General features: G+C 65.9%; 16 protein-coding genes and 1 riboswitch. Of the genes, 7 read left to right on the top strand and 9 right to left on the bottom strand.

Annotated elements, in window-relative coordinates; translation table 11 throughout:
- Positions 1–241 precede the first annotated feature (241 nt).
- The 4 genes from AC3ARF_RS11765 to AC3ARF_RS11750 all read left to right on the top strand — a co-directional run bounded on the left by AC3ARF_RS11765 (position 242) and on the right by AC3ARF_RS11750 (position 5,444).
- A complete protein-coding gene (locus tag AC3ARF_RS11765; RefSeq protein ID WP_498928136.1) occupies positions 242–832 on the top strand; it encodes a TetR/AcrR family transcriptional regulator in 591 nt (196 codons plus the stop codon).
- 45 nt (positions 833–877) lie between these two features.
- On the top strand, positions 878–2,683 hold the full coding sequence (locus AC3ARF_RS11760) for a phosphoenolpyruvate carboxykinase (GTP) (protein WP_498928134.1): 1,806 nt from the start codon (positions 878–880) through the stop codon (positions 2,681–2,683).
- 236 nt (positions 2,684–2,919) lie between these two features.
- Positions 2,920–3,888, top strand: a complete 969-nt coding sequence (locus tag AC3ARF_RS11755; RefSeq protein WP_498928132.1) for a hypothetical protein — start codon at positions 2,920–2,922, stop codon at positions 3,886–3,888.
- The gene (locus tag AC3ARF_RS11750) at positions 3,885–5,444 is read left to right on the top strand and encodes a sulfotransferase family protein (protein WP_498928130.1); all 1,560 of its coding nucleotides are present in this window, start codon (positions 3,885–3,887) and stop codon (positions 5,442–5,444) included. The genes AC3ARF_RS11755 and AC3ARF_RS11750 overlap by 4 nt, the downstream gene beginning before the upstream one ends.
- Here AC3ARF_RS11750 and AC3ARF_RS11745 read toward each other — a convergent pair.
- The 4 genes from AC3ARF_RS11745 to hslO all read right to left on the bottom strand — a co-directional run bounded on the left by AC3ARF_RS11745 (position 5,431) and on the right by hslO (position 11,260).
- The gene (locus AC3ARF_RS11745; RefSeq protein WP_498928128.1) at positions 5,431–6,090 is read right to left on the bottom strand and encodes a putative 2OG-Fe(II) oxygenase; all 660 of its coding nucleotides are present in this window, start codon (positions 6,088–6,090) and stop codon (positions 5,431–5,433) included. The two genes, AC3ARF_RS11750 and AC3ARF_RS11745, sit on opposite strands and share 14 nt — an antisense overlap.
- 81 nt (positions 6,091–6,171) lie before the next feature.
- Positions 6,172–9,048: a TonB-dependent receptor plug domain-containing protein gene (locus AC3ARF_RS11740; RefSeq protein WP_498928126.1), complete on the bottom strand. Its 2,877-nt coding sequence runs from the start codon at positions 9,046–9,048 to the stop codon at positions 6,172–6,174.
- A gap of 264 nt (positions 9,049–9,312) precedes the next feature.
- Positions 9,313–10,152, bottom strand: coding sequence for an XOO1806 family protein (locus tag AC3ARF_RS11735; protein WP_498931861.1), 840 nt, complete (start codon positions 10,150–10,152; stop codon positions 9,313–9,315).
- Between the two features lie 160 nt (positions 10,153–10,312).
- Complete coding sequence (gene hslO / locus AC3ARF_RS11730) at positions 10,313–11,260, bottom strand: Hsp33 family molecular chaperone HslO (RefSeq protein ID WP_498928124.1); 948 nt, start codon at positions 11,258–11,260, stop codon at positions 10,313–10,315.
- 90 nt (positions 11,261–11,350) lie between these two features.
- Here hslO and mtgA point away from each other — a divergent pair, with 90 nt between their 5' ends.
- The 3 genes from mtgA (at position 11,351) to AC3ARF_RS11715 (ending at position 13,590) form a co-directional block, all read left to right on the top strand.
- A complete protein-coding gene (mtgA, locus tag AC3ARF_RS11725; protein WP_498931859.1) occupies positions 11,351–12,091 on the top strand; it encodes a monofunctional biosynthetic peptidoglycan transglycosylase in 741 nt (246 codons plus the stop codon).
- An 85-nt stretch (positions 12,092–12,176) separates the two neighbouring features.
- Positions 12,177–13,202 (top strand): glycosyltransferase family 2 protein, encoded by a 1,026-nt coding sequence (locus AC3ARF_RS11720; RefSeq protein WP_498928122.1) that lies wholly within the window; start codon positions 12,177–12,179, stop codon positions 13,200–13,202.
- Positions 13,162–13,590: a CBS domain-containing protein gene (locus AC3ARF_RS11715; RefSeq protein ID WP_498928120.1), complete on the top strand. Its 429-nt coding sequence runs from the start codon at positions 13,162–13,164 to the stop codon at positions 13,588–13,590. Before AC3ARF_RS11720 ends, AC3ARF_RS11715 begins: the two co-directional genes overlap by 41 nt.
- 21 nt (positions 13,591–13,611) lie before the next feature.
- Here the strand turns inward: AC3ARF_RS11715 and AC3ARF_RS11710 are convergent, their stop codons facing one another.
- The 5 genes from AC3ARF_RS11710 to AC3ARF_RS11690 all read right to left on the bottom strand — a co-directional run bounded on the left by AC3ARF_RS11710 (position 13,612) and on the right by AC3ARF_RS11690 (position 18,716).
- Entirely contained in the window at positions 13,612–13,980 is a 369-nt protein-coding gene (locus AC3ARF_RS11710; RefSeq protein WP_498928118.1) for a hypothetical protein, read from the bottom strand.
- A gap of 76 nt (positions 13,981–14,056) precedes the next feature.
- Positions 14,057–14,755, bottom strand: a complete 699-nt coding sequence (gene trhA, locus AC3ARF_RS11705) for a PAQR family membrane homeostasis protein TrhA (RefSeq protein ID WP_498928115.1) — start codon at positions 14,753–14,755, stop codon at positions 14,057–14,059.
- Between the two features lie 131 nt (positions 14,756–14,886).
- Positions 14,887–16,491, bottom strand: coding sequence for a peptide chain release factor 3 (locus AC3ARF_RS11700; protein WP_498928113.1), 1,605 nt, complete (start codon positions 16,489–16,491; stop codon positions 14,887–14,889).
- 174 nt (positions 16,492–16,665) lie between these two features.
- Positions 16,666–17,604: a peptidoglycan DD-metalloendopeptidase family protein gene (locus AC3ARF_RS11695; protein WP_498928112.1), complete on the bottom strand. Its 939-nt coding sequence runs from the start codon at positions 17,602–17,604 to the stop codon at positions 16,666–16,668.
- A gap of 2 nt (positions 17,605–17,606) precedes the next feature.
- Complete coding sequence (locus AC3ARF_RS11690; protein WP_498928110.1) at positions 17,607–18,716, bottom strand: NHL repeat-containing protein; 1,110 nt, start codon at positions 18,714–18,716, stop codon at positions 17,607–17,609.
- A 117-nt stretch (positions 18,717–18,833) separates the two neighbouring features.
- A riboswitch (SAM riboswitch) is annotated at positions 18,834–18,949 on the top strand.
- Positions 18,950–19,024 lie beyond the last annotated feature (75 nt).

Genomic DNA, 19,024 nt, shown 5'->3' with positions numbered 1-19,024 from the left:
GCTCCGGCGGGCGCTTGGCCCGCAGCTTCAGACAGGGTCGATGTGAAGGTCCGGCGGCCCATGCCCAATGTCCGCCGCTTGACTGACCGCTGCAAGCCTCTGGCCGCCGCAGTCATTCAAACGCTGGCATTAAACATGTACCATACGACCGAGTATGGAATCGCCGGTTCGGCCCTGTCAACTCGACTTATGCTGCACTGCAATACTGCTTTGGGCCAAGGCGACCGTTTAGAATTGGCAGATGAACGAAGCTGAATTGAGCAAGCCCGAGCGCAGCGGCCGCCTGAGCGCCGACGATTGGGCGCAGGCCGCGCTGGACTTGATCGCGGAGCAGGGCGTGGCGGCAGTTGCCGTGGAGCCGCTGGCCCGTCGCCTTGGTGTCACCAAGGGCAGCTTCTACTGGCACTTCCCCTCGCGCGACGCGCTACTGGTGGCCGCTCTGGAGCGCTGGGAGAAGCTCGAGCTCGAAACCGTATGGGGCCAGCTCGAAGTCGTCCCGGATCCCCGTCAGCGTTTGCGCGCACTGTTCGAGATGGTCGCGCACGAATTCAAGTCGCACGTCATCTACTCCGAGTTGCTCAAGGCGCTGGACCACCCCGCCGTGCAGCCGGTGATCGGGCGCGTTTCCGAGCGCCGCATGGATTACCTGACGGCCTCTTTCCGGCAGGCGGGCCTGGGGCGCACCGACGCGCAACACCGCGCCCGACTCGCGTATTCGGCCTATGTCGGTTTCCTGCAGCTCAACCTGCAATTGCACCAGACCCGCATGCAGCACGATGAGTTCGAGGCCTATGTCGAACACATGATGGCCACGCTCATCCCGTCCGTCTGATTTTTTCCCCGTTTGTTCCGCCCGCCAGGGCCGGAGGAGTTTTTCGTGAAAGCAGCAACCCAGGCATCTTCCCCCTCCACCGCCATCGAAGGAGGGGCCGGCAGCCGTCTGCCGGCATTGAACGACTGGGTTGCCCAGGTCGCGGCGCTCACCCGTCCCGCCGCGATCCACTGGTGCGATGGCAGCGATGCGGAGAACGAGGCGCTCATCGCCCGCATGCTGGCCGATGGCACGCTGGAGAAGCTCAACGAGCAGACCCACCCCGGAAGCTACCTGCACCGCTCACACCCCGATGACGTTGCGCGCGTGGAGCACCTGACCTTCGTCTGCACTACGCACCATGACGACGCAGGTCCCAACAACAATTGGATGGCCCCGGAAGAAGGCCATGCCGAGATGGACGCGCTGTTCGACGGCTGCATGCAGGGCCGCACGATGTACGTGATCCCGTATTGCATGGGCCCCATCGACTCGCCGCTGTCGCGTTGCGGCGTCGAGATCACCGACAGCCCGTACGTGGTCGCCAACATGCGCATCATGACCCGCATGGGCGCGGCGGCGCTGGCGCGCATCGAGCGCGAGGGTTCGTTCGTCAAGGGCCTGCATTCCATTGGCGAGCTTGATCCCAACCGCCGCTTCATCATGCACTTCCCCGAAGAGCTGATCATCAAGTCGTACGGCTCGGGTTACGGCGGTAACGCGCTGCTGGGCAAGAAGTGCCACGCGCTGCGCATCGCCTCGCACCAGGCGCGCAGCGAGGGCTGGCTCGCCGAGCACATGCTCATCCTCGGCATCGAGAATCCGCAGGGCGAGACCCACTACATCGCCGCCGCGTTCCCTTCGGCCTGCGGCAAGACCAACCTGGCCATGCTGATCCCGCCGGAGGGTTATCGCAGCGCCGGTTGGAAGGTCTGGACCATCGGCGACGACATCTGCTGGATGCGGCCGGGCGCGGATGGCCGACTGTATGCCATCAACCCGGAGGCCGGCTTCTTCGGCGTCGCCCCCGGCACCTCGGCCAAGTCAAACGCCAACGCACTGGCCAGCATCCAGAAGAACACCATCTTCACCAACGTCGGCATCACGGCTGACAACCAGCCGTGGTGGGAAGGCCTGGACAATGGCCAAGCCCCGGTCACTGACTGGCGCGGCAATCCCTATGACGCCACCAAGGGTCCGGCCGCGCACCCCAACTCACGTTTCACGGTGAGCGCCAAGCAGTGCCCGTCGTACTCGCCGAAGGCGGAAGACGCGCAGGGCGTGCCGATCAGCGCGATCGTGTTCGGCGGCCGCCGCGCCTCGCTGGTGCCGCTGGTATTCGAAGCGCGCGACTGGACGCATGGCGTGCTGGTCGGCGCTGCGATGGGCTCAGAGACGACGGCCGCCGCCACCGGCGCCGTGGGCGTGATGCGCCGCGATCCGATGGCGATGAAGCCGTTCTGCGGCTACAACTTCGCCGACTACTTCAGCCACTGGCTGTCGTTCGACACCGACGGCGCCAAGCTGCCGAAGGTCTTCCACGTCAACTGGTTCCGCAAGGGCGACGATGGCAAGTTCATGTGGCCGGGCTTCGGCGACAACCTGCGCGTGCTCGAGTGGATGATCAACCGGGTCAAGGGCGAGGCCGCGGCGGTCGACACCCCGATCGGCGCACTGCCGGCGGAAGGCGCACTCAACCTTGATGGCATCACCTTGGGCGAGGAAGCGAAGGCGAAGTTGTTCGGCTTTGACCATGCCGGTTGGCAGGCCGAGTTCGCCAGCATCGGGGAATACCTGGATGAGTACGGACCGCGCATGCCGGAGGCGTTGAAGCAAGAACAGCGACGCATTGCCGGGTTGTTGGCGGGCTGAATCATGAATGGGGCGGACGCGTTCCCTCCCACGAATGCGTGCCTGGGGGGGCTGCCGCTTGCAGCCCTCGGCTCGAAGGCAGCAGACAGTCACACCCTGCACGTAGGCCGGTCCTCGGACCTGGCCTGCTGCGGGCCGGGCAATCGCTTGGCGACCGAGTTCACCTCACCATGACGGAGGGGGATGGATCGGCCCCGACCATTGCGTGGTCAGACCCTGCGTGGTTTGCCGCCGACGTGGACGTGCTGGGTAGACGGGTCGCCTTGCTCCGGGTCGATCCCGAAACCCTGGAGCGCTCGACCTTCCTCGACACGCGCATTGCCGCGGACTTGAGGCAATCCCTTCCCATTCCTGAAAGCAGCCTGCCTTCCAGCTTCGGGAATGTGGCGCCTGTTGCATGGCTCTTCCATACGTCGTTCTGCTGCTCGACGCTCCTCGCACGCGCGCTACATGATCACCCAGGGCACGTGGTCTATAGGGAGCCACTGGTGTTACGGCGCCTTGCTGATGCCAAGGATCAGGGCGAGTCACTGGACCATTGGGTTCAAACATGTATCGACCTGCTCGGGCGTCCGTGGAGCCCCGTCGGCCGGATCGTGATCAAGCCCACGCACGGGGCCCTGAACATCGCGGCCGAGCTGTTGGCAGCCAGTCCCGGCGCCCGTGCGGTGGCCGTCACGTCCTCCCTCGATGATTTCGTCACGTCGCATCTCAAGAAATCCCGGGCGACCTTGGAGGCGATCCCCTTGCTGTGCAGGCGTGTGCTGGCCGCGTCGCCAACGGCGCGGGCGTTTCCCCGTGCCGCATTGTCACCGCCCACACTTCTGGCCGCCGCCGGCCTGCAATGGGCGCTTCAGCGCGAATTGCTGCTCGATGTGGCCTTGGGGCATCCCAATCGCCTCCGCATCGTGGACATGCAACGGGTACTGTCATCATTGCCCGACGTGGCAACGGCTGTGCTTGGCTGGACAAACGTCCGCCACGACGCGGCGGCAATACGATCGCGAGCGGTGGCCGTGGCTGGCAGCCATGCGAAGTCTCCCGCGCGGCCGTACAGTGCAAGGGAGCGGGAGATGGAGGCGGAAATGCTGAAAGGTGCCTACGGCGCGGAGCTGGCGGCCGCGCTTGCGTGGATGGATGCCGCGGTGCTCCCCTACATGCGACCTGACGCCGTCACTCTGGACACCGGGAAGTTGGCACTGTGAGCACGCATGCCGACCGTCACTGGCACGATGGAGACCGGGCGGCTGCGGCAGGCAACTGGGCCGCCGCACACGTCGCCTACGGCGCAGCCGTTGCGGCTGCCCCCGGCCATGTCCCCGCCCTATTGGGCCTGTCGCTGGCGGCCAGCCGACTCGGCCATCACCGGCAGGCGCACTCCGCGGCGATGACAGCGTTCCATGCGGCCCCCAAGGGGGCGTCCCACATCTTCGCGCTCGCTCGGCGCCTGCGGCACTTCAACGAATACGACGCGCTCTGCACCTGTCTGGAGCAACCACGTTTCTCGGCCGATGCGCCTCCCCAGGCGATAGCCGAAGCCACCGTCATGCTCAGCTCGGTGGGTGCCAACGCACAGGCTCGGGCCCTCATCGACAAGGCCATCCAGAAGGCGCCTGGGCACGCGGCATCACGCTACGTTCGGGGAAACCTGCACGCATTCGCCGGCGAGTTCGACCAAGCCGATGCGGATTATGCGCGTGCTCTGGCGCTGGACCCGCGCCTTTTCCAATGTTCCTGGATGCGGGCGAGCCTGCGAGTGCAGACGCAGGAGGCCAACCACGTTGACCTCATCCGCCGCCAGCTCGCATCCGCAACGCCAGGGGGGATGGGTGAGGTCTACCTTCAGTATGCGCTGCATAAGGAGTTGCATGACCTGGGGGACTACCCGCAGGCATGGGCGGCCTTGGAAAAGGGCAATGCGATCAAGCGGCGGATGGTGAGATTCGACCCGGCGGAAAACGAGCGGCTGTTCACCGGTTTGGCGAAGCTCTGCGATGCACGGTTCTGCACCGCGGATGGAAGGAGTGCGGACCTTCCGACCCCAATCTTCATCGTCGGGATGTACAGATCGGGCACGACCTTGCTGGAGCGCATGCTAGCGGGGCACGAAGCGGTGGCCGACGCGGGTGAGACATACGCGTTCGCTGAGCAGATGCGGCGGGCAACAGACCACGCTGCACAGGGTGCGTTGGATGCCGAACTGCTGCGACGGGCACCGATGTGTGATTACCAGTCGGTCGGTCAGGGGTATGCCGAGGCCGCCCGATGGTTGTCCCGGGGCAAGAAGTGGTTCACGGAGAAGCTACCGGCCAACTTCCTCTTGATGGGGTTCATCGCCAAGGCGCTACCGTCGGCACGTTTCGTGCACATCCGGCGCGACCCGATGGATACCTGCTTCTCCAACCTGCGTACCCTGTTCTCCGATGCGGCGGCGTATTCCTACCGACAGGACGAACTGGTGCGCTATTACGCCGGTTACCTGGGGCTGATGGACCATTGGCGGGACGTGATGCCTGAGCGGATGTTGGACGTCGACTACCGGCAACTGGTGCATGAGCCCGAGACGCAGGCACGTCGCGTCGCTGGCTTCTGCGGCCTGGACTACCGCGCGGCGATGGTAGAGGTTGAGCGTGAGGGCGGCGACGTCGCCACCGCCAGTGTCGCCCAGGTACGCGGCGGCATCAGTACCCAGCGTCGCGAGGCCTGGAGGCCCTACGAGGCCTGGTTGGGCCCCATGTTGGACGGGCTCAGGAATCTTTAGCGCCGAACCAGCAATTGAATGCGACGGTGATGCGCTCATCCTCCCCAAAGAAGGGCAGCACCTCATGCTGGACCCATGAGGGGAAGAGCAGGAGTTGTCCCGGCTGGAATCGGATGCTCCACGTGCCGTGGTGGTAAGGGGCTCTCAGCCGCGCGTTGCCCGCATCCATGAAGTAATTGCTGTAGTGATGGGGATTGTGGAAGCGCAACACACCTGACTCGGGATACTCCGACGGAGTCGTGCCAGGGTCCACGCAGTACACCCCCGACCACGATGCCATGGGGTGGGTGTGCGGGATGGTGAATCCGCCCTTGCGGGTGACGTGGTACCAGGTGTGCGAAAAGATCTGCAGACCGGTCATCTCCCGTGGGCTATATCCATTGAGTTCCGCGATGATCTGGCCGAGGGACTCCCAGCAGAAGCGCTTTAGTTCCTGGACGCAGGGTTCCGGCCAGGAGAACAGTTCGAATTCGCTCTCGAACACGCCCCGCTGCAACTTCAGGGAAGGATTCGGATTGGCATACCGCGTCCCCTCGGCTTCGCGGGCCAGCAGCAGTTGTCTGAGCTGGCGGTTGAAGGGCAACGCGTCCGGATACTGCCTCTGGCCAAAGGGCACTGAAAAGGCCGGATAGATCTCGACGGTCATGGTGGCGGTTCACGGAAGTTGATTGCGGAAAAAAACTACGGCCCCTTGCGGGGCCGTAGTCAATCACCTCGTGCAGCCAGATTAGAACTTCTGGTTGTACTGCAGGTACATGTAGCGACCCGGGATTTCATACTGCGGGTCGAAACTGTTGGCGAACGTCGAGAACGACACCGGCGGCTGCTTGTCGAACGCGTTGTTCACGCCCAGCGTGATGCGGGCGTTCCACGGCGCCTTCCAGTAAGCGGTGATGTCGTGGTACGTGACGCTGCCGATGCGGTTCTCGGCGGCATTCACCGGGTTGCCATCTTCGTCTTCGACGAAGCGGTCCGGATCCGAGCACAGGTCACCGAAGCCGTAGTCAACCATGAACTGGCAGTCTTCGGTCTGGTGCGAGTAGAAACGCGAGGCCCAGGTGGCACCGAAGTCGCCCATTTCCCAACGGGCCATCAGGTTGCTGCGGATGCGCCAGTAGTTGTCACGGTCAAAGTACTCGCCAACCAGGTTGTCGCCGTCGCTGTTGTTCTCGAAGTGGGACATGTAGGTGCTGTCCCAGGTGAAGCTGAACTTGCCGAACGCGGTTTCCGGCAGACGGTAGTTGACCGTCATGTCGTAGCCTTCCACATCGGTGGTGGCGAAGTTCACGCCCGAGGACAGCAGGAAGTCGATGTTGCCGCCGGCGCCACGGGTGTAGTTGCCGCAGAACGCTTCCTGGCCTTCACGGATGCAGCGGTTCAGGATGGTCTGGCCGCCGAAGCCCGAGATGGCGTCGGTCAGCTCGATCTTCCACCAGTCCAGCGACATGTCGAACCCTTCGATGAAGCCCGGGCTCCACACCAGACCCAGGGTGCGGGTCTCGGACTTCTCGGGCAGCAGGTTCGGGTTGCCGCCAGTGCTGATGCGGATCTGCGAGTTGCCCTGGTCATAGCCACCCACCGGCACACCCTGGGCGTGGCAGCGGGCCCGCTGCTCGGCCGTCAAGCTGTTGTAGCCGCCACCAAAGGTGGTCGAGCACGGGTCGGCGATCTGCGGGAACGAGTCGGACACGCCCTGGTACAGCTCGGCGATGGACGGAGCGCGGAAGCCTTCCGACCAGTTGCCGCGGAACAGCAGGTCCTCGACCGGACGCCACTTGAAGCCGAACTTGGCGTTGGTGGTGTCACCGAAGTTGCTGTAATCCGAGTAACGGCCGGCGATGCTGAACTCCAGCTCCTTGGCCAGCATGACGTCACGCAGCAGCGGGATCGCGAACTCGAGGTACGCTTCCTCGACACTGTAACCACCGGCGGTCGGGGTGCGGGCATTGCCCGTGGTCTGGCCGGCCGAGATCAGCGCGTCGGGTGAATCGAAGCCAGACTCCTCGCGGCGCTCGACGCCCGCGGCGAACGAGAACATGCCGCCCGGCAGCTCGAAGAGCTCACCGCTGACGTTGGCAAAGTACTGCTTCATGTCGTAGCCGAAGTTGTCATGCGCTTCGAACGACGTGTAGGCCAGCATTTCCGGGGTGATCGAGCCCACGCCGCCCAGCAGGTTCATCGGCACGCAGCCCGGGATGACGCTGCCGCCCAGCGAGGTGACGCACACCGGCACGCCGTTGCGGATCTCCGACGGGCCCAGGGCCGCCTTCAGCGCGGCAACGTTGAACAGGCCCAGCGTGGTGTCGGCCTGCTCGTTGCGGCCGTACACCATGCCCGCATCCCACGAGAAGAAGCGGTCGGCGAACTCGAAGCTGCCTTCCAGGCCACCGGTGAAGGCGTAGGTGTCGACGTTCTGGTTGAACGAGCGACCGCCGGTCTCCACGGCGCGACGCTGGATGCGCGACACCGGGCGGCCGAACGGGTTGTAGATGCTGTTCGCGCTGATGTGGACGGTGCGGGCCTGCACGCCAGCACCCGGGCCGGTACCCAGCACGATCGGCATCGCCGCGAGCAGCTGCTCGGACTTGCGGTTGTTGTAGGTCGCCTGGGCGAAGCCGCTGACGTTGTCGGTGATGTTGACCGAGGCGCGACCGAAGATCGAGATGCGCTCCTGCGGGGTGGTCAGGTAGTTGTCCGGGGCGAAGTTGTAGATGTCGGCCGGGATCAGGAACGGACGCCACGCGCCGGGGGTGCTGCCCGGGTTGTACGTGAACTGGCCACCCGAACCATCCGGACGGGTCTGGGTGCCCGAGCAGGCGCCCGAAACCGGGTCGACGGTGCCATTGCAGACCGCGAAGCGGCCGTCCGGCGAGGTGGAGCTACCGAACGAGGTGCCGGTGCCGAAGATCGGCTCTGCCGAGATCTCGCGGTCGCCAGCCATGACCGGCTCTTCCTTGACGTAGCCCGCGCCGAACATGGCGCTGAAGCGGTCGTCGGCGGTGCCGATGGTGATGTCGTACGCCTGACGGGTGCCGTCACCCTTGTCGAACTGACCCAAGTGCGCATTGGCTTCAGCGCCCTGGTACTTGTCGCGCAGGATCACGTTGACCACGCCGGCAATGGCGTCCGATCCGTAGATGACCGAGGCGCCGTCCTTCAGGACTTCGATGCGCTCGACCATGGCGGTCGGGATGGTGTTCAGGTCGACCGCGCCACCCAGACCGGTGCCGCCGACCCAACGACGGCCATTGACCAGCACCAGGGTGCGGCTTGAACCGAGGTTACGCAGGCTGACGCGGGTTTCGCCGTTGCCGCCGTTGTTGTAGGTGGTGTTGAGGGTCGAACCGTTGGACGTGATGTTCTGGATCACATCACCCACCGAGGTCAGGCCCTGGGCCTGGATGTCGGCGCGGTCGAGGGTGAAGATCGGCTGCGAGGTCTCGACCTCGGCGCGCTTGATGCGCGAGCCGGTGACTTCGATGCGGTCCAGCGTGGTGGCTTCTTCCTGCTGGGCTTCCTGCGCGAAAGCCACGCCGGTGCCTGCAGTGCCGACGACGAGCGCGAAGGAAATCGCGTCGCGCAGCTTGTTGGTCTTGAAAGTCATCTCTCTCTCTCTCCAAGTGAAGGCTTGGTAATTCCCATGGGAACCTCCCCGGTGGAGTCAAGAAAGACACCAAATCCGGCAAGGCCGTCTGGATGGTAGCCCCCTTGGCGAGAAAATTAAAGTGTCGTTAACAAATAAAAAGGCCGCCTCTGCTGGCGGCCTTTTTTACTAAAAATTTCAATGACTTGGCTTGTTAAAAGACAAGTACTTGGGGCCGGTGCCGCGTTGGGCGTGCCAACAATCACCCATGTGGGTTGCCGGCAGTCAGAGATCCTGCTCGTACCGCACATAGGGCACGGTGCCGTCAGCGTCGCCGTCCTCGCGCTGCGCAAACGGGTTGCGACCCCGGGTCACGACGTTCTCTGCCCCGACGGTCAGCTGGCCGCTCCACGGCGTCCGCCAGGTCAGGCCAACCCCCAAACCCTCCCACTGGCCCGGTTGGCTTGGTGTTTCGACGACGCGGCCGATGATGTTGGCGCTGAAGGCGCCCATGTCGGCCCCGATGCGCAGCGAACGCGTGGTCCACTGGTCCGACAGCGCCGCGCTGGCTTGACCTGCGGGTATCAGGGTGGCGCGCGCCCAGGTGCCGCCGATGGAGACGGTGGCTTCGGAGCCGATGTGCTTCTGACCGTAGACCGTCAGTGTGTTCTGCTCGAACTTGCTCTGCCGGCCACTGGGGCTGAGCCATGCCGGCAGGGTGTCGCGGCCCGACCCGAGGGCGACCCCGATGCGTCCGGCGGCACGGCTGAGACTGGCCCCCACGGTACCCTGGCGGTTGCCGCGTCCACTGCGGTCCTGATCCAAGGCGGCCAACATGCAGTGGTTGGCCAGGCTGCCAATTGCACTGGCCAGGCCGGTATTGCGGTCACAAACCAGGCCCAGCGTGTCGCCCGAGTTCAGCCCGAAAGCCGCATCCAGCGAAGACTGGCCGAACCGCCAGCGGGCGCCGGCGACGGGCGTGGTGGTCGGTTCCAGCACCAGGTAGGCCTCGACCTTGCCGCTGGCATTGTTGAGCACCGGCAGCACGGCCGAGTTGTCGCCCTGCGCGGTCGGGCGTGGCTTGGACTGCGCATGCGCACCCGCTGCCACGCCGAGGGCGAGCATCAGGGTTAATGACAGTTGCAGCAGGCGCGGATGCATGGCGTACGTATCGACCGATGCGGATCGACGAAGTTCCCTTTGGTCTGGAGCCGAACTCTAGCGAATTTATATTTCCTTAACAATCACTCCGTCACAGAATCGGGCTCGGACCGCCTGCCGGCCGCTACTGGGCGCGTTCAGGCGCCTCGAGGCTCGCCTTGGCGGCCTCCAGCAACTGCTCGATCTGCTCGGAACTGAACCGGTACTCCTCCCCACAGAACTCGCAACGCACCTTGGCCTCATCGTCGGCCACGGCAGCCCGGGCCTCCTCGGCGCCCAGGGAGACCAGCATGGATTCCACCCGCTCCCGGGAGCAGGAGCAGGCAAAGCGAAGGGGACGGGACCCCAGCAGCCGCACGCCGCCCTCGTGGAACAGCCTGGTCAGCAGGGTGGGGGTGTCGCAGGCCAGCAGTTCCGCCGGGCCCAGGGTGTCGAACAGCGCGCCGGCGTGGTTCCAGCCCTCGGCGTCGCCGCTGTCGCCCGGAAGCTTCTGCAGCATCAGGCCAGCGGCGCGCTGGTCGTCCACCGCCAGCAGGATCCGGGTGGGAAGCTGTTCGGATTGCCGGAAATAGCCTTCGAAGGCGCCGGCCAGGGAGTCCGCGTCCAGTGCCACCAGCCCTTGGTAACGGATTGGCTCGCGATTGCCGAACGCCGGGTTCTCGATGGTGATGGCCAGGATGGCCTCGTCGCCGAGTTCGCGCAGGTCGCGGGAGACGGGGCCATCGCCCGACAGCTGGGCAATGCCGCGCAGCGTCCCGGCTGCGGTGCACTCGGCGAAGAGGGTGCGGAGCACGGCCCGGCTGCGCAGTTGCACCGAGAGGCGTCCTTCAACCTTGGCATGGCCGGTGAACAGTGCCGCCGCCGCTGCCGCTTCGCCCAACAGCTGGACGGCGGATTCCGGCGGGGTCACGCCGTCATGGGGGGTGCCGGTGGCGCGGCGGCGGATCTGCTGCCAGGCATCATCCAGGTGCACCAGGACGCCGCGTACGCCTGCGTCTTCAAGGAGGAACCGGCTGAGTTGGTCGCGGTCATCGGCGGAGGGAGTGGCGTCGGTCATGGCAGCAGGACTCATGCGGGAGGGCGCGCATCGCGGATAATGCCCTCTGGCGCGGGGGCATCGCGCGAACATGGGGGCGGGACCTTGGTTGTGCAAGATGGGGAGGTGGCGGTGACAGGCTCGGCGAAGCGGCCAAGACGCCTGCGGTGGCGCCGATGGTTGATTGCGTTGCCCTTGCTGTTCCTGCTGGCGACGGTGGTGCAGGTGCTGGTGCTGCGCTTCGTGGATCCGCCGCTTAGCGCCTTCATGGTCGCGCGTCAGATGGAGGCCTGGGGCGAGGGCGATTGGCAATTTCGTATCGCCTATGACTGGCGTGATCTGGATGAGATCTCCCGGCAGTTGCCGGTGGCGCTGGTCGCGGCTGAGGACCAGAACTTCTCCGAACACTTCGGTTTCGACCTGAAGGCGATCCAGAAGGCGCGCAAGAACAACGCTCGCGGCCGCAAGGTGCGCGGAGGCAGCACCATCAGCCAGCAGACCGCCAAGAACCTGTTCCTGTGGCAGGGGAGCAGTCGACCCTCACGCTGGGTGCGCAAGGGCGTCGAGGCCTGGTACACCCTCTTGCTCGAGGCGCTGTGGCCCAAGCGGCGGATCATGGAGGTGTACGTCAACATCGCCGAGTTCGGCGACGGCGTGTATGGCGCGCAAGCGGCGGCGCGGACCTATTTCCGAAAGGATGCGGCGCGCTTGGGACCGGCGGAGGCTGCGCGCATGGCTGCGGTGTTGCCGAGCCCAAGGCGGTACAGCATCACCCGGCCGGGCCCGTATGTGCAGCGGCGCAGCCGGGCGATCCAGCGGCAGATGCGCTATATCGGCGGCACCGGGTACCTGCGGCAGTTGGACTGACTTGCAGGCCCGACGCTGCACGTGTGAATCATGCCGCCGGGAATGCCCGGTGGGCCTTTGCGGGACAGACGGTTACCATCGTGCAATGACCCGGGATCACCTGACCATCGTCGTGGCGGCCTATAACGAGGCCGAAAGCCTGCCTTTGCTGCAGCCGCGGGTGCGGGCCGTGATGGATGCGCTGGAGACGCAGGCCGGGCTGGTCTGTCGCGTGCTCTACGTCGATGACGGCAGTCGCGACCACACCTGGGCGGTGATGCAGCAGTTTGCCGCCGACGATGGTCGCGTGGCGCTGCTGCGCCTGTCGCGCAATTTTGGCAAGGAACTGGCGCTGACCGCCGGCCTGGACCGGGTCGAACGCGGCGCGGCACTGATCCTGGACGCGGATGGGCAGGATCCGCCGGAACTGATTCCGGAGTTTGTTGCGAAGTGGCGCGAAGGCTATGACGACGTGCATGGCACGCGCTTGGAGCGCGACGGCGAAGGGTGGCTGAAGCGGGGCACCGCGCATCTGTTCTACCGGGTCATCGGCCGCCTCTCGCACACGCCCATTCCCGCCGATACCGGTGACTTCCGCCTGTTGTCGCAACGGTCGTTGGGGGCCCTGCGCCAGTTGCGCGAGCGCCATCGCTTCATGAAGGGTCTGTTCGGCTGGGTCGGCTACAACCGCATTGCCCTGCCGTACCATCGCGAGCCGCGCAACGCCGGCCGCAGCAAGTTCAACCTGTGGCGACTGTGGAACCTGGCGCTGGAGGGGATCACCAGTTTCACCACGGCGCCTTTGCGGCTGGCCACGTACCTGGGCCTGCTGACCGCGCTGGTGGCTTTCGCCTATGGCCTGTGGGTGGTGGCCAAAGCGTTGCTATGGGGTGATCCGGTTGCTGGCTGGCCGACGATGATGGCGGTCATCCTGTTCCTGGGCGGGGTGCAGCTGATCGCGCTGGGCGTGATCGGCGAATACCTCGGGCGCCTTTACGACGAGTCCAAGCAGCGTCCGCTGTACCTCGTCGACAGCTGGCGGCCGGAGACAGGAGTATCCTCGGAACCAGACCCCGTCGGAGGAAGCGGTCATGCGTACAGTGCGGCACCTGCTGGAAGCGAAGTCGGCTGACATCTATTCCATCGCGCCTGACGCATCCGTTATCGATGCGGTGCGATTGATGGCCGAGCGCAGCATCGGCGCAGTGCTGGTGATGGAGGGGCCTCGGCTGGTCGGCATCGTGTCCGAACGCGATTACGCGCGCAAAGTAGTGCTGCAGGGGCGCGCGTCCGCCGACACGCCGGTATCCGCCATCATGACGTCGCAGCTGGTCACCGTGCGTCCGGAAGACACCGTCGACCGGTGCATGGCCATCGTCACCGAACGCCGCATCCGCCATCTGCCGGTGCTGCGCGGGCAGGAACTGGTGGGCCTGGTGTCGATCGGCGACCTGGTCAAGGCGGTGATCGAGGATCAACAGGTCGAACTGGACCAGTTGCAGCGTTACATCACCTCCTGAACCACCTGTAGTGACCTGCGGCTACTCCGGCTGGCAGGCAAAAGCACCCACGCCGGCGTGGCCCAACTCCGCGCCCTTCTGGTTGATGCTGAAGGAAAGGGTGTCGTCGGCGAACTGGGGCGGCGCGCTGTCGGCCACGCGTTGCAGTTCGGTCGTGCCATCCGCGGTGGTAACCGTTACCGAACTGTCGCCGTGCACGGCCACGGTGTGGTCGCCGTCGCAGGTGTAGCGCATGGTCACGTTGGGGTCGCTCGGCGGCGCCTCAGGTGCAGGTGCGCTGGTCGCTTGGGGCGAGGTGGTTGCCGCGGGCGTTTCGGCGCGGTCGCCGCTGCATGCGGCCAATGCGCTCAACAGCAGTGCCGGAAGGAGAAGTTGGGTTGTGCGGTGCATGGGGGCTCCCGACGGATTGGGGTGACCCACCATTCCGCGCGCCGGGTCAAGCGCGGGTGAAGGCGTTGTGCGCGGTTCAGTCGGGCGGCAGCACGTGGGCCGTGACCGCCACGAAGTGACCGACGCTGCCCGCAATGACGAACAGATGCCAGATCGCATGCGAGTAGCGCAAGTTGGGCCGGTGGTAGAACACCGTGCCCAAGGTATAGGCGAGGCCGCCGGCCAGCAGCCAGCCGAGGGTCCAGGCATCCAGCGCCGCCAACAACGGCTTGATCGCCACGATGATCAGCCAGCCCATCGCGATGTAGATCGCGGTGGACAGCAGCTTGAAGCGGCCCGTGTAGAACAGTTTGAAGATCACGCCGGCGACGGCAAGTCCCCAGATCGCCGTGAACAGGCCCCACCCCCACGGGCCGCGCAGCCCGATCAAGGTGAAGGGCGTGTAGGTCCCGGCGATCAGCAGGTAGATGGCGCAATGGTCGAAGACCTTGAGCCGGCCCTTCGCCACGGGGTGCTGGATGGCGTGGTACAGAGTCGAGGCGGTGTAGAGCAGCAGCAGCGACACGCCGAAAACAATCGCGCTGACCAGTTGCCAGCCATCGCCGTGCAGCGCAGCGAGGGTGATCAGGATGCCACCGCCCGCCAGCGCGGCCGCGGCGCCCACACCGTGGGTCCAGGCGTTGGCCAGTTCCTCGCGCAGATAATGCTGCCGGGCGTGGAAATCGCCGAAGTCCGAGGCTTCCGTCGACGAGTCTTGGGGGGCGTGGGACGTCATGGGGCAGCGTCTCTGCAAGCGCTGGAGCAATGCTCGGGCAAGGCGCCGGTGAGCGCCGACGTAGGGTCGGTCCAGCATACCGCTCCGGGCGCCGGCCGTGGGGAGGAGGCGCCCAGGCCGCGCCCCCGGCGTCAGTCGATGCCGACCGCGTGCGCGTGCTCACGGGTGGCCATGAAGGTCACCGCCGGTGCGCGCTCCTGCGCCAGTTGCAGGTTTACGCGCGTCGGTGCCAGGTACACCAGCTGGCCGGCGGCATCGAGCGCTAGGTTGAGCGCGTTCTTGTCGCGAAACTCCTCCAGCTTCTTGGCGTCGTCGCAGCGGATCCAGCGCGCGGTGGCCACCTGCACCTGTTCGAAGCTGGCGTCCACGCCGTACTCGTCCTTCAGCCGGTAGGCCACCACGTCGAACTGCAGCACGCCCACGGCGCCGAGAATGAGGTCGTTGCTCATGATCGGCTTGAAGAACTGGGTGGCGCCTTCCTCGCTGAGCTGGGCCAGGCCCTTCTGCAACTGCTTGAGCTTGAGCGGGTCGCGAAGGCGTGCGCGACGGAACAGCTCTGGAGCGAAGTTGGGGATGCCGGTGAAGGCGATGTTCTCGCCCTCGGTGAAGGTATCGCCGATGGAGATGGTGCCGTGGTTGTGGATGCCGATGACATCACCGGGGAAGGCGCTCTCCGCGATCTCGCGGTCGCTGGCCATGAAGGTCAGCGCATTGGCCAGCTTCACTTCCTTGCCGCTGCGCGGATGGAAGGCCTTCATGCCGGCACTGAACTTGCCCGAACACACGCGCATGAACGCCACGCGGTCGCGGTGCTGCGGGTCCATGTTGGCCTGGATCTTGAACACGAAGCCGGTGAGCTTGTCTTCGGTGGGCTGCACTTCGCGGGTGGTGGTGGCGCGGGGCTTGGGCGCGGGGGCGTGCTCGACGAAGAAGTCCAGCAGCAGTTGCACGCCGAAATTGTTCACCGCGGAGCCGAAGAACACCGGGGTCTGCTCGCCACGCAGGTAGGCGGCCATGTCGAACGGGTGCGAGGCGCCTTCGACCAGTTCCAACTGTTCGCGCAACTCGGCCATGGCCGGTGCGCCGATCGCTGCTTCCACGCGCGGGTCGTCGATGGACGGAAAGATGGTGGAGTCCTGGCGGGTGAAGTTGCGGCCCTGTTCGTACAGGTGCACCTCGCCGGTAACCAGGTGCACCACGCCCTTCAGGCGCTGGCCCATGCCGATCGGCCAGGTGATGGGCGCGCACTGGATCTTCAGCACGCTCTCCACTTCATCCAGCAACTCGATCGGGTCCTTGCCCTCGCGGTCGAGCTTGTTGATGAAGGTCATGATCGGCGTGTCGCGCAGGCGACACACCTCCATCAGCTTGATAGTGCGCTCCTCGACGCCCTTGGCCACGTCGATGACCATCAGCGCGCTGTCCACGGCGGTGAGCACGCGGTAGGTGTCCTCGCCGAAGTCGGCGTGGCCGGGGGTGTCGAGCAGGTTGACGATGCGGCCCTCGTAGGGGAACTGCATCACCGACGAGGTGACCGAGATGCCGCGCTCCTTCTCCAGCGCCATCCAGTCCGAGGTGGCGTGGCGCGCGGCCTTGCGGCCCTTGACCGAGCCGGCCATCTGGATCGCACCGCCGAACAGCAGCAGCTTCTCGGTCAGGGTGGTCTTGCCGGCGTCGGGGTGCGAGATGATCGCGAAGGTGCGGCGACGCAGGGCTTCGAGGGAAACTTCGGACATGGCGAAGGCGCGCCGCGGCGCACCGGGGAAACGGGGAAGGGAGCCATTATACCGGCATGGCACCCGTGGTCCCGGATTCCCGCGACGCGCCCCTGACGGATGCGTTCACGGGGTGTCGCGACCAAACGTGCGCGCTGCCTGTCCCGCGCCGGCAAGCAGCGGGCTGTTACCGCGTCAGCGGCTCCCGCCGGCGATCCGCAACGGTCCACCCGGCCCGGTCATGCGGAACGGAATGGACTCCAGCCGCATGCCGCGGTTGATCTGGATGGCGAAGTGCAGGTGCGGCCCGGTGGTGAAGCCGGTGTTGCCCGACAGCCCGATCTGCTGGCCGGCGGCCACCCGCTGGCCCACACGGACCAGCACGCCCTCGCTCTTGAGGTGCGCGTAAAGGCTCATGGCGCCGTCGTCGTGCAGGATGCGCACGAAGTTGGCACGGCCGCCGTACCGCTCCTGGTTCAGCCCGGCTTTCTCGAAGTCCGATTCCACCTGCATCACGGTGCCGGCGCGCGCGGCCAGCACCGGGGTTCCCACGGCGGCGGCGAAATCGACCGCAAAGCGGTTCTGCGAGTCGCTGTGGCTGAAACTGCCGCCAAAGCCCTGGTCGATGCGGAACTGGCTCTGGCGCAGCGGCAACCGGTATTCCACGTTCAGTGGTCGAGACGCCGGGTCACCGGGCACGCTCTCCATGGCGAGCTCGAAGTCGCCCCCGCGGCTGGGGTCGGCCACGCTCAGTGTGCTGACCAGGGCACTGCCGCGCGCCGGCACCACCTTGCGCGCGGGCAGATACGGGCTGCCAGCGACGTTGTTGGCGCGGTTGAAGTCCAGCGCCACTTCAATGGGCCCACCCAATGAGTTGTCCGCCCAGGCCAGATAGCGCTCACCCGAGCGCTCGACGCGCAGCCGGGCGATCGCGGACGGCTCGGCCTGCACCGGGATCACCGTGATGCGCGAGGGCGTCCCGGCGGAGGTGGCTCCCTGGGGGGCGCGGTCCCCGTAGTGGGTGACGCCATTGCGATCGGTCCACTTGTAGACCTTGGCGGCGTGCGCGACGCACGCCGCGGCGGCGAGCGCCATGCCGATGGCCAGCAGCAGGGAGTGACGAAGGGCGTGCATGATCAGCGGGTGCAATCACCGGAGAGGTTTAGTATGCGCGCGACTTCCTGCAGATCGAACGCCGCGACGGCCTTGTCATCGTGCACGGCAAACAGCGCGCCGGTCGGGAAGGCCGCGGTTGTCGCCGCATGCAGCGCAATGCCGTCCGTGTAGGCGGTCACCTCGCCGCGGAAACTACCCGCAGGTTTGAGCGTATTGCGGTCGAAGAGGTGGAACACGGCCCGCGGCGCAAGCTGGTCCACGGCAATCCAGTAGCCCGAATCCCCTTGGCATTGCCAAAGCGCAATGCCTTCAGCCTCCGCGCCGAAGCTGGCCTCGGGCAATCGGCGACCCGTGTAGCGGCCGTCGAAGGTGTACTCGCGCAACGTGGAGAGATGGCGGCGGTCCTCGTCCGCAACCAGCAGGCGGCGGGTTGCGGGGTCGCCGGCGATCGACTCGACCATGCGCAGCGCGGTGTCAGGCTCGGTATCACCGAAAGAACCGGTGTAGCGGGCTAGCAGCGGGCGGCCCTCCGGGAGGGCCACGCGGAATCGGCGTACCCGCTGGTCGAGCTCCGCGAACGGCGGCACCACGTCGAACCGCTCGCCGTACATGAAGCTGTCGGTGACGTAGACCTCCAACTCGTCCGGGGCGACTTCGTCGACCCACAGGCCGTACGGGCTGCGCAGCTGCTCGCCGCCGAAGACGCCGGCGGGCACGAAGTCGGGCAGGGTGAATACCTGCACGCGGTGGTTGTCCCGTTCTACGACGAACAGCAGGTCGCCGTGCACCGCGACGCCATTGGGGCGTCGAAACTGCCCCACGCCCTTGCCGGGTTCGCCGAAGGTGCGCAGCAGCGCGCCGCTGTCGCCATCGAGCACCAGCAGGCGGTGCGAAGTCTTGGCGCTGGCGATGAGCCAGGTGCGGCCGTCCTCGGTGGGCCAGGTGGCCAGTGAATCGAGCTCCTCGCCGGCCGTCTCCGCGGAGACGAATGTCTCCGGGATCAGCCGCGCCTCGGGCGTGGCGACGTGCCGCGCCAGGTCGCTGTGGGCGGACGAGTCGCGAACCGGAGGGGTCGAGCAGGCAGTGAGGGCGGCCGCCAACAGGGCGGTCAGGGCAATACGTGGGTGCATGCCGCGAGTGTAGCGGGGCGCCGCATTCCCCGGGTGGCCCGCCATCACGCCTTATGATAAATCGCTCTATGCGGATAAAGCGATTGACACGCGCCCGGTTGGGCGGCAGACTGGCGCCATCCATCGAGACCGGCTGAGGGACAGGCCCTTAGAAGCCGGGGCAACCCAGCACTGTGCGAGCAGTGCGAAGGTGCCAATTCCTGCGGTGACTTCGTGTCGCCGGAAGATGGTTGCGTCCGTTCCCGGCGGGTTTCCGCAGGTGTCCGGCAGCACTGTCAGCTCGATGGCCCTGATTCCATGGATGCCAC

The sequence above is a fragment of the Lysobacter sp. KACC 24251 genome, assembly GCF_057747755.1.
The sequence above is the reverse complement of the archived record's forward strand: the minus strand, read 5'-3'. Positions and strand labels throughout refer to the sequence as shown.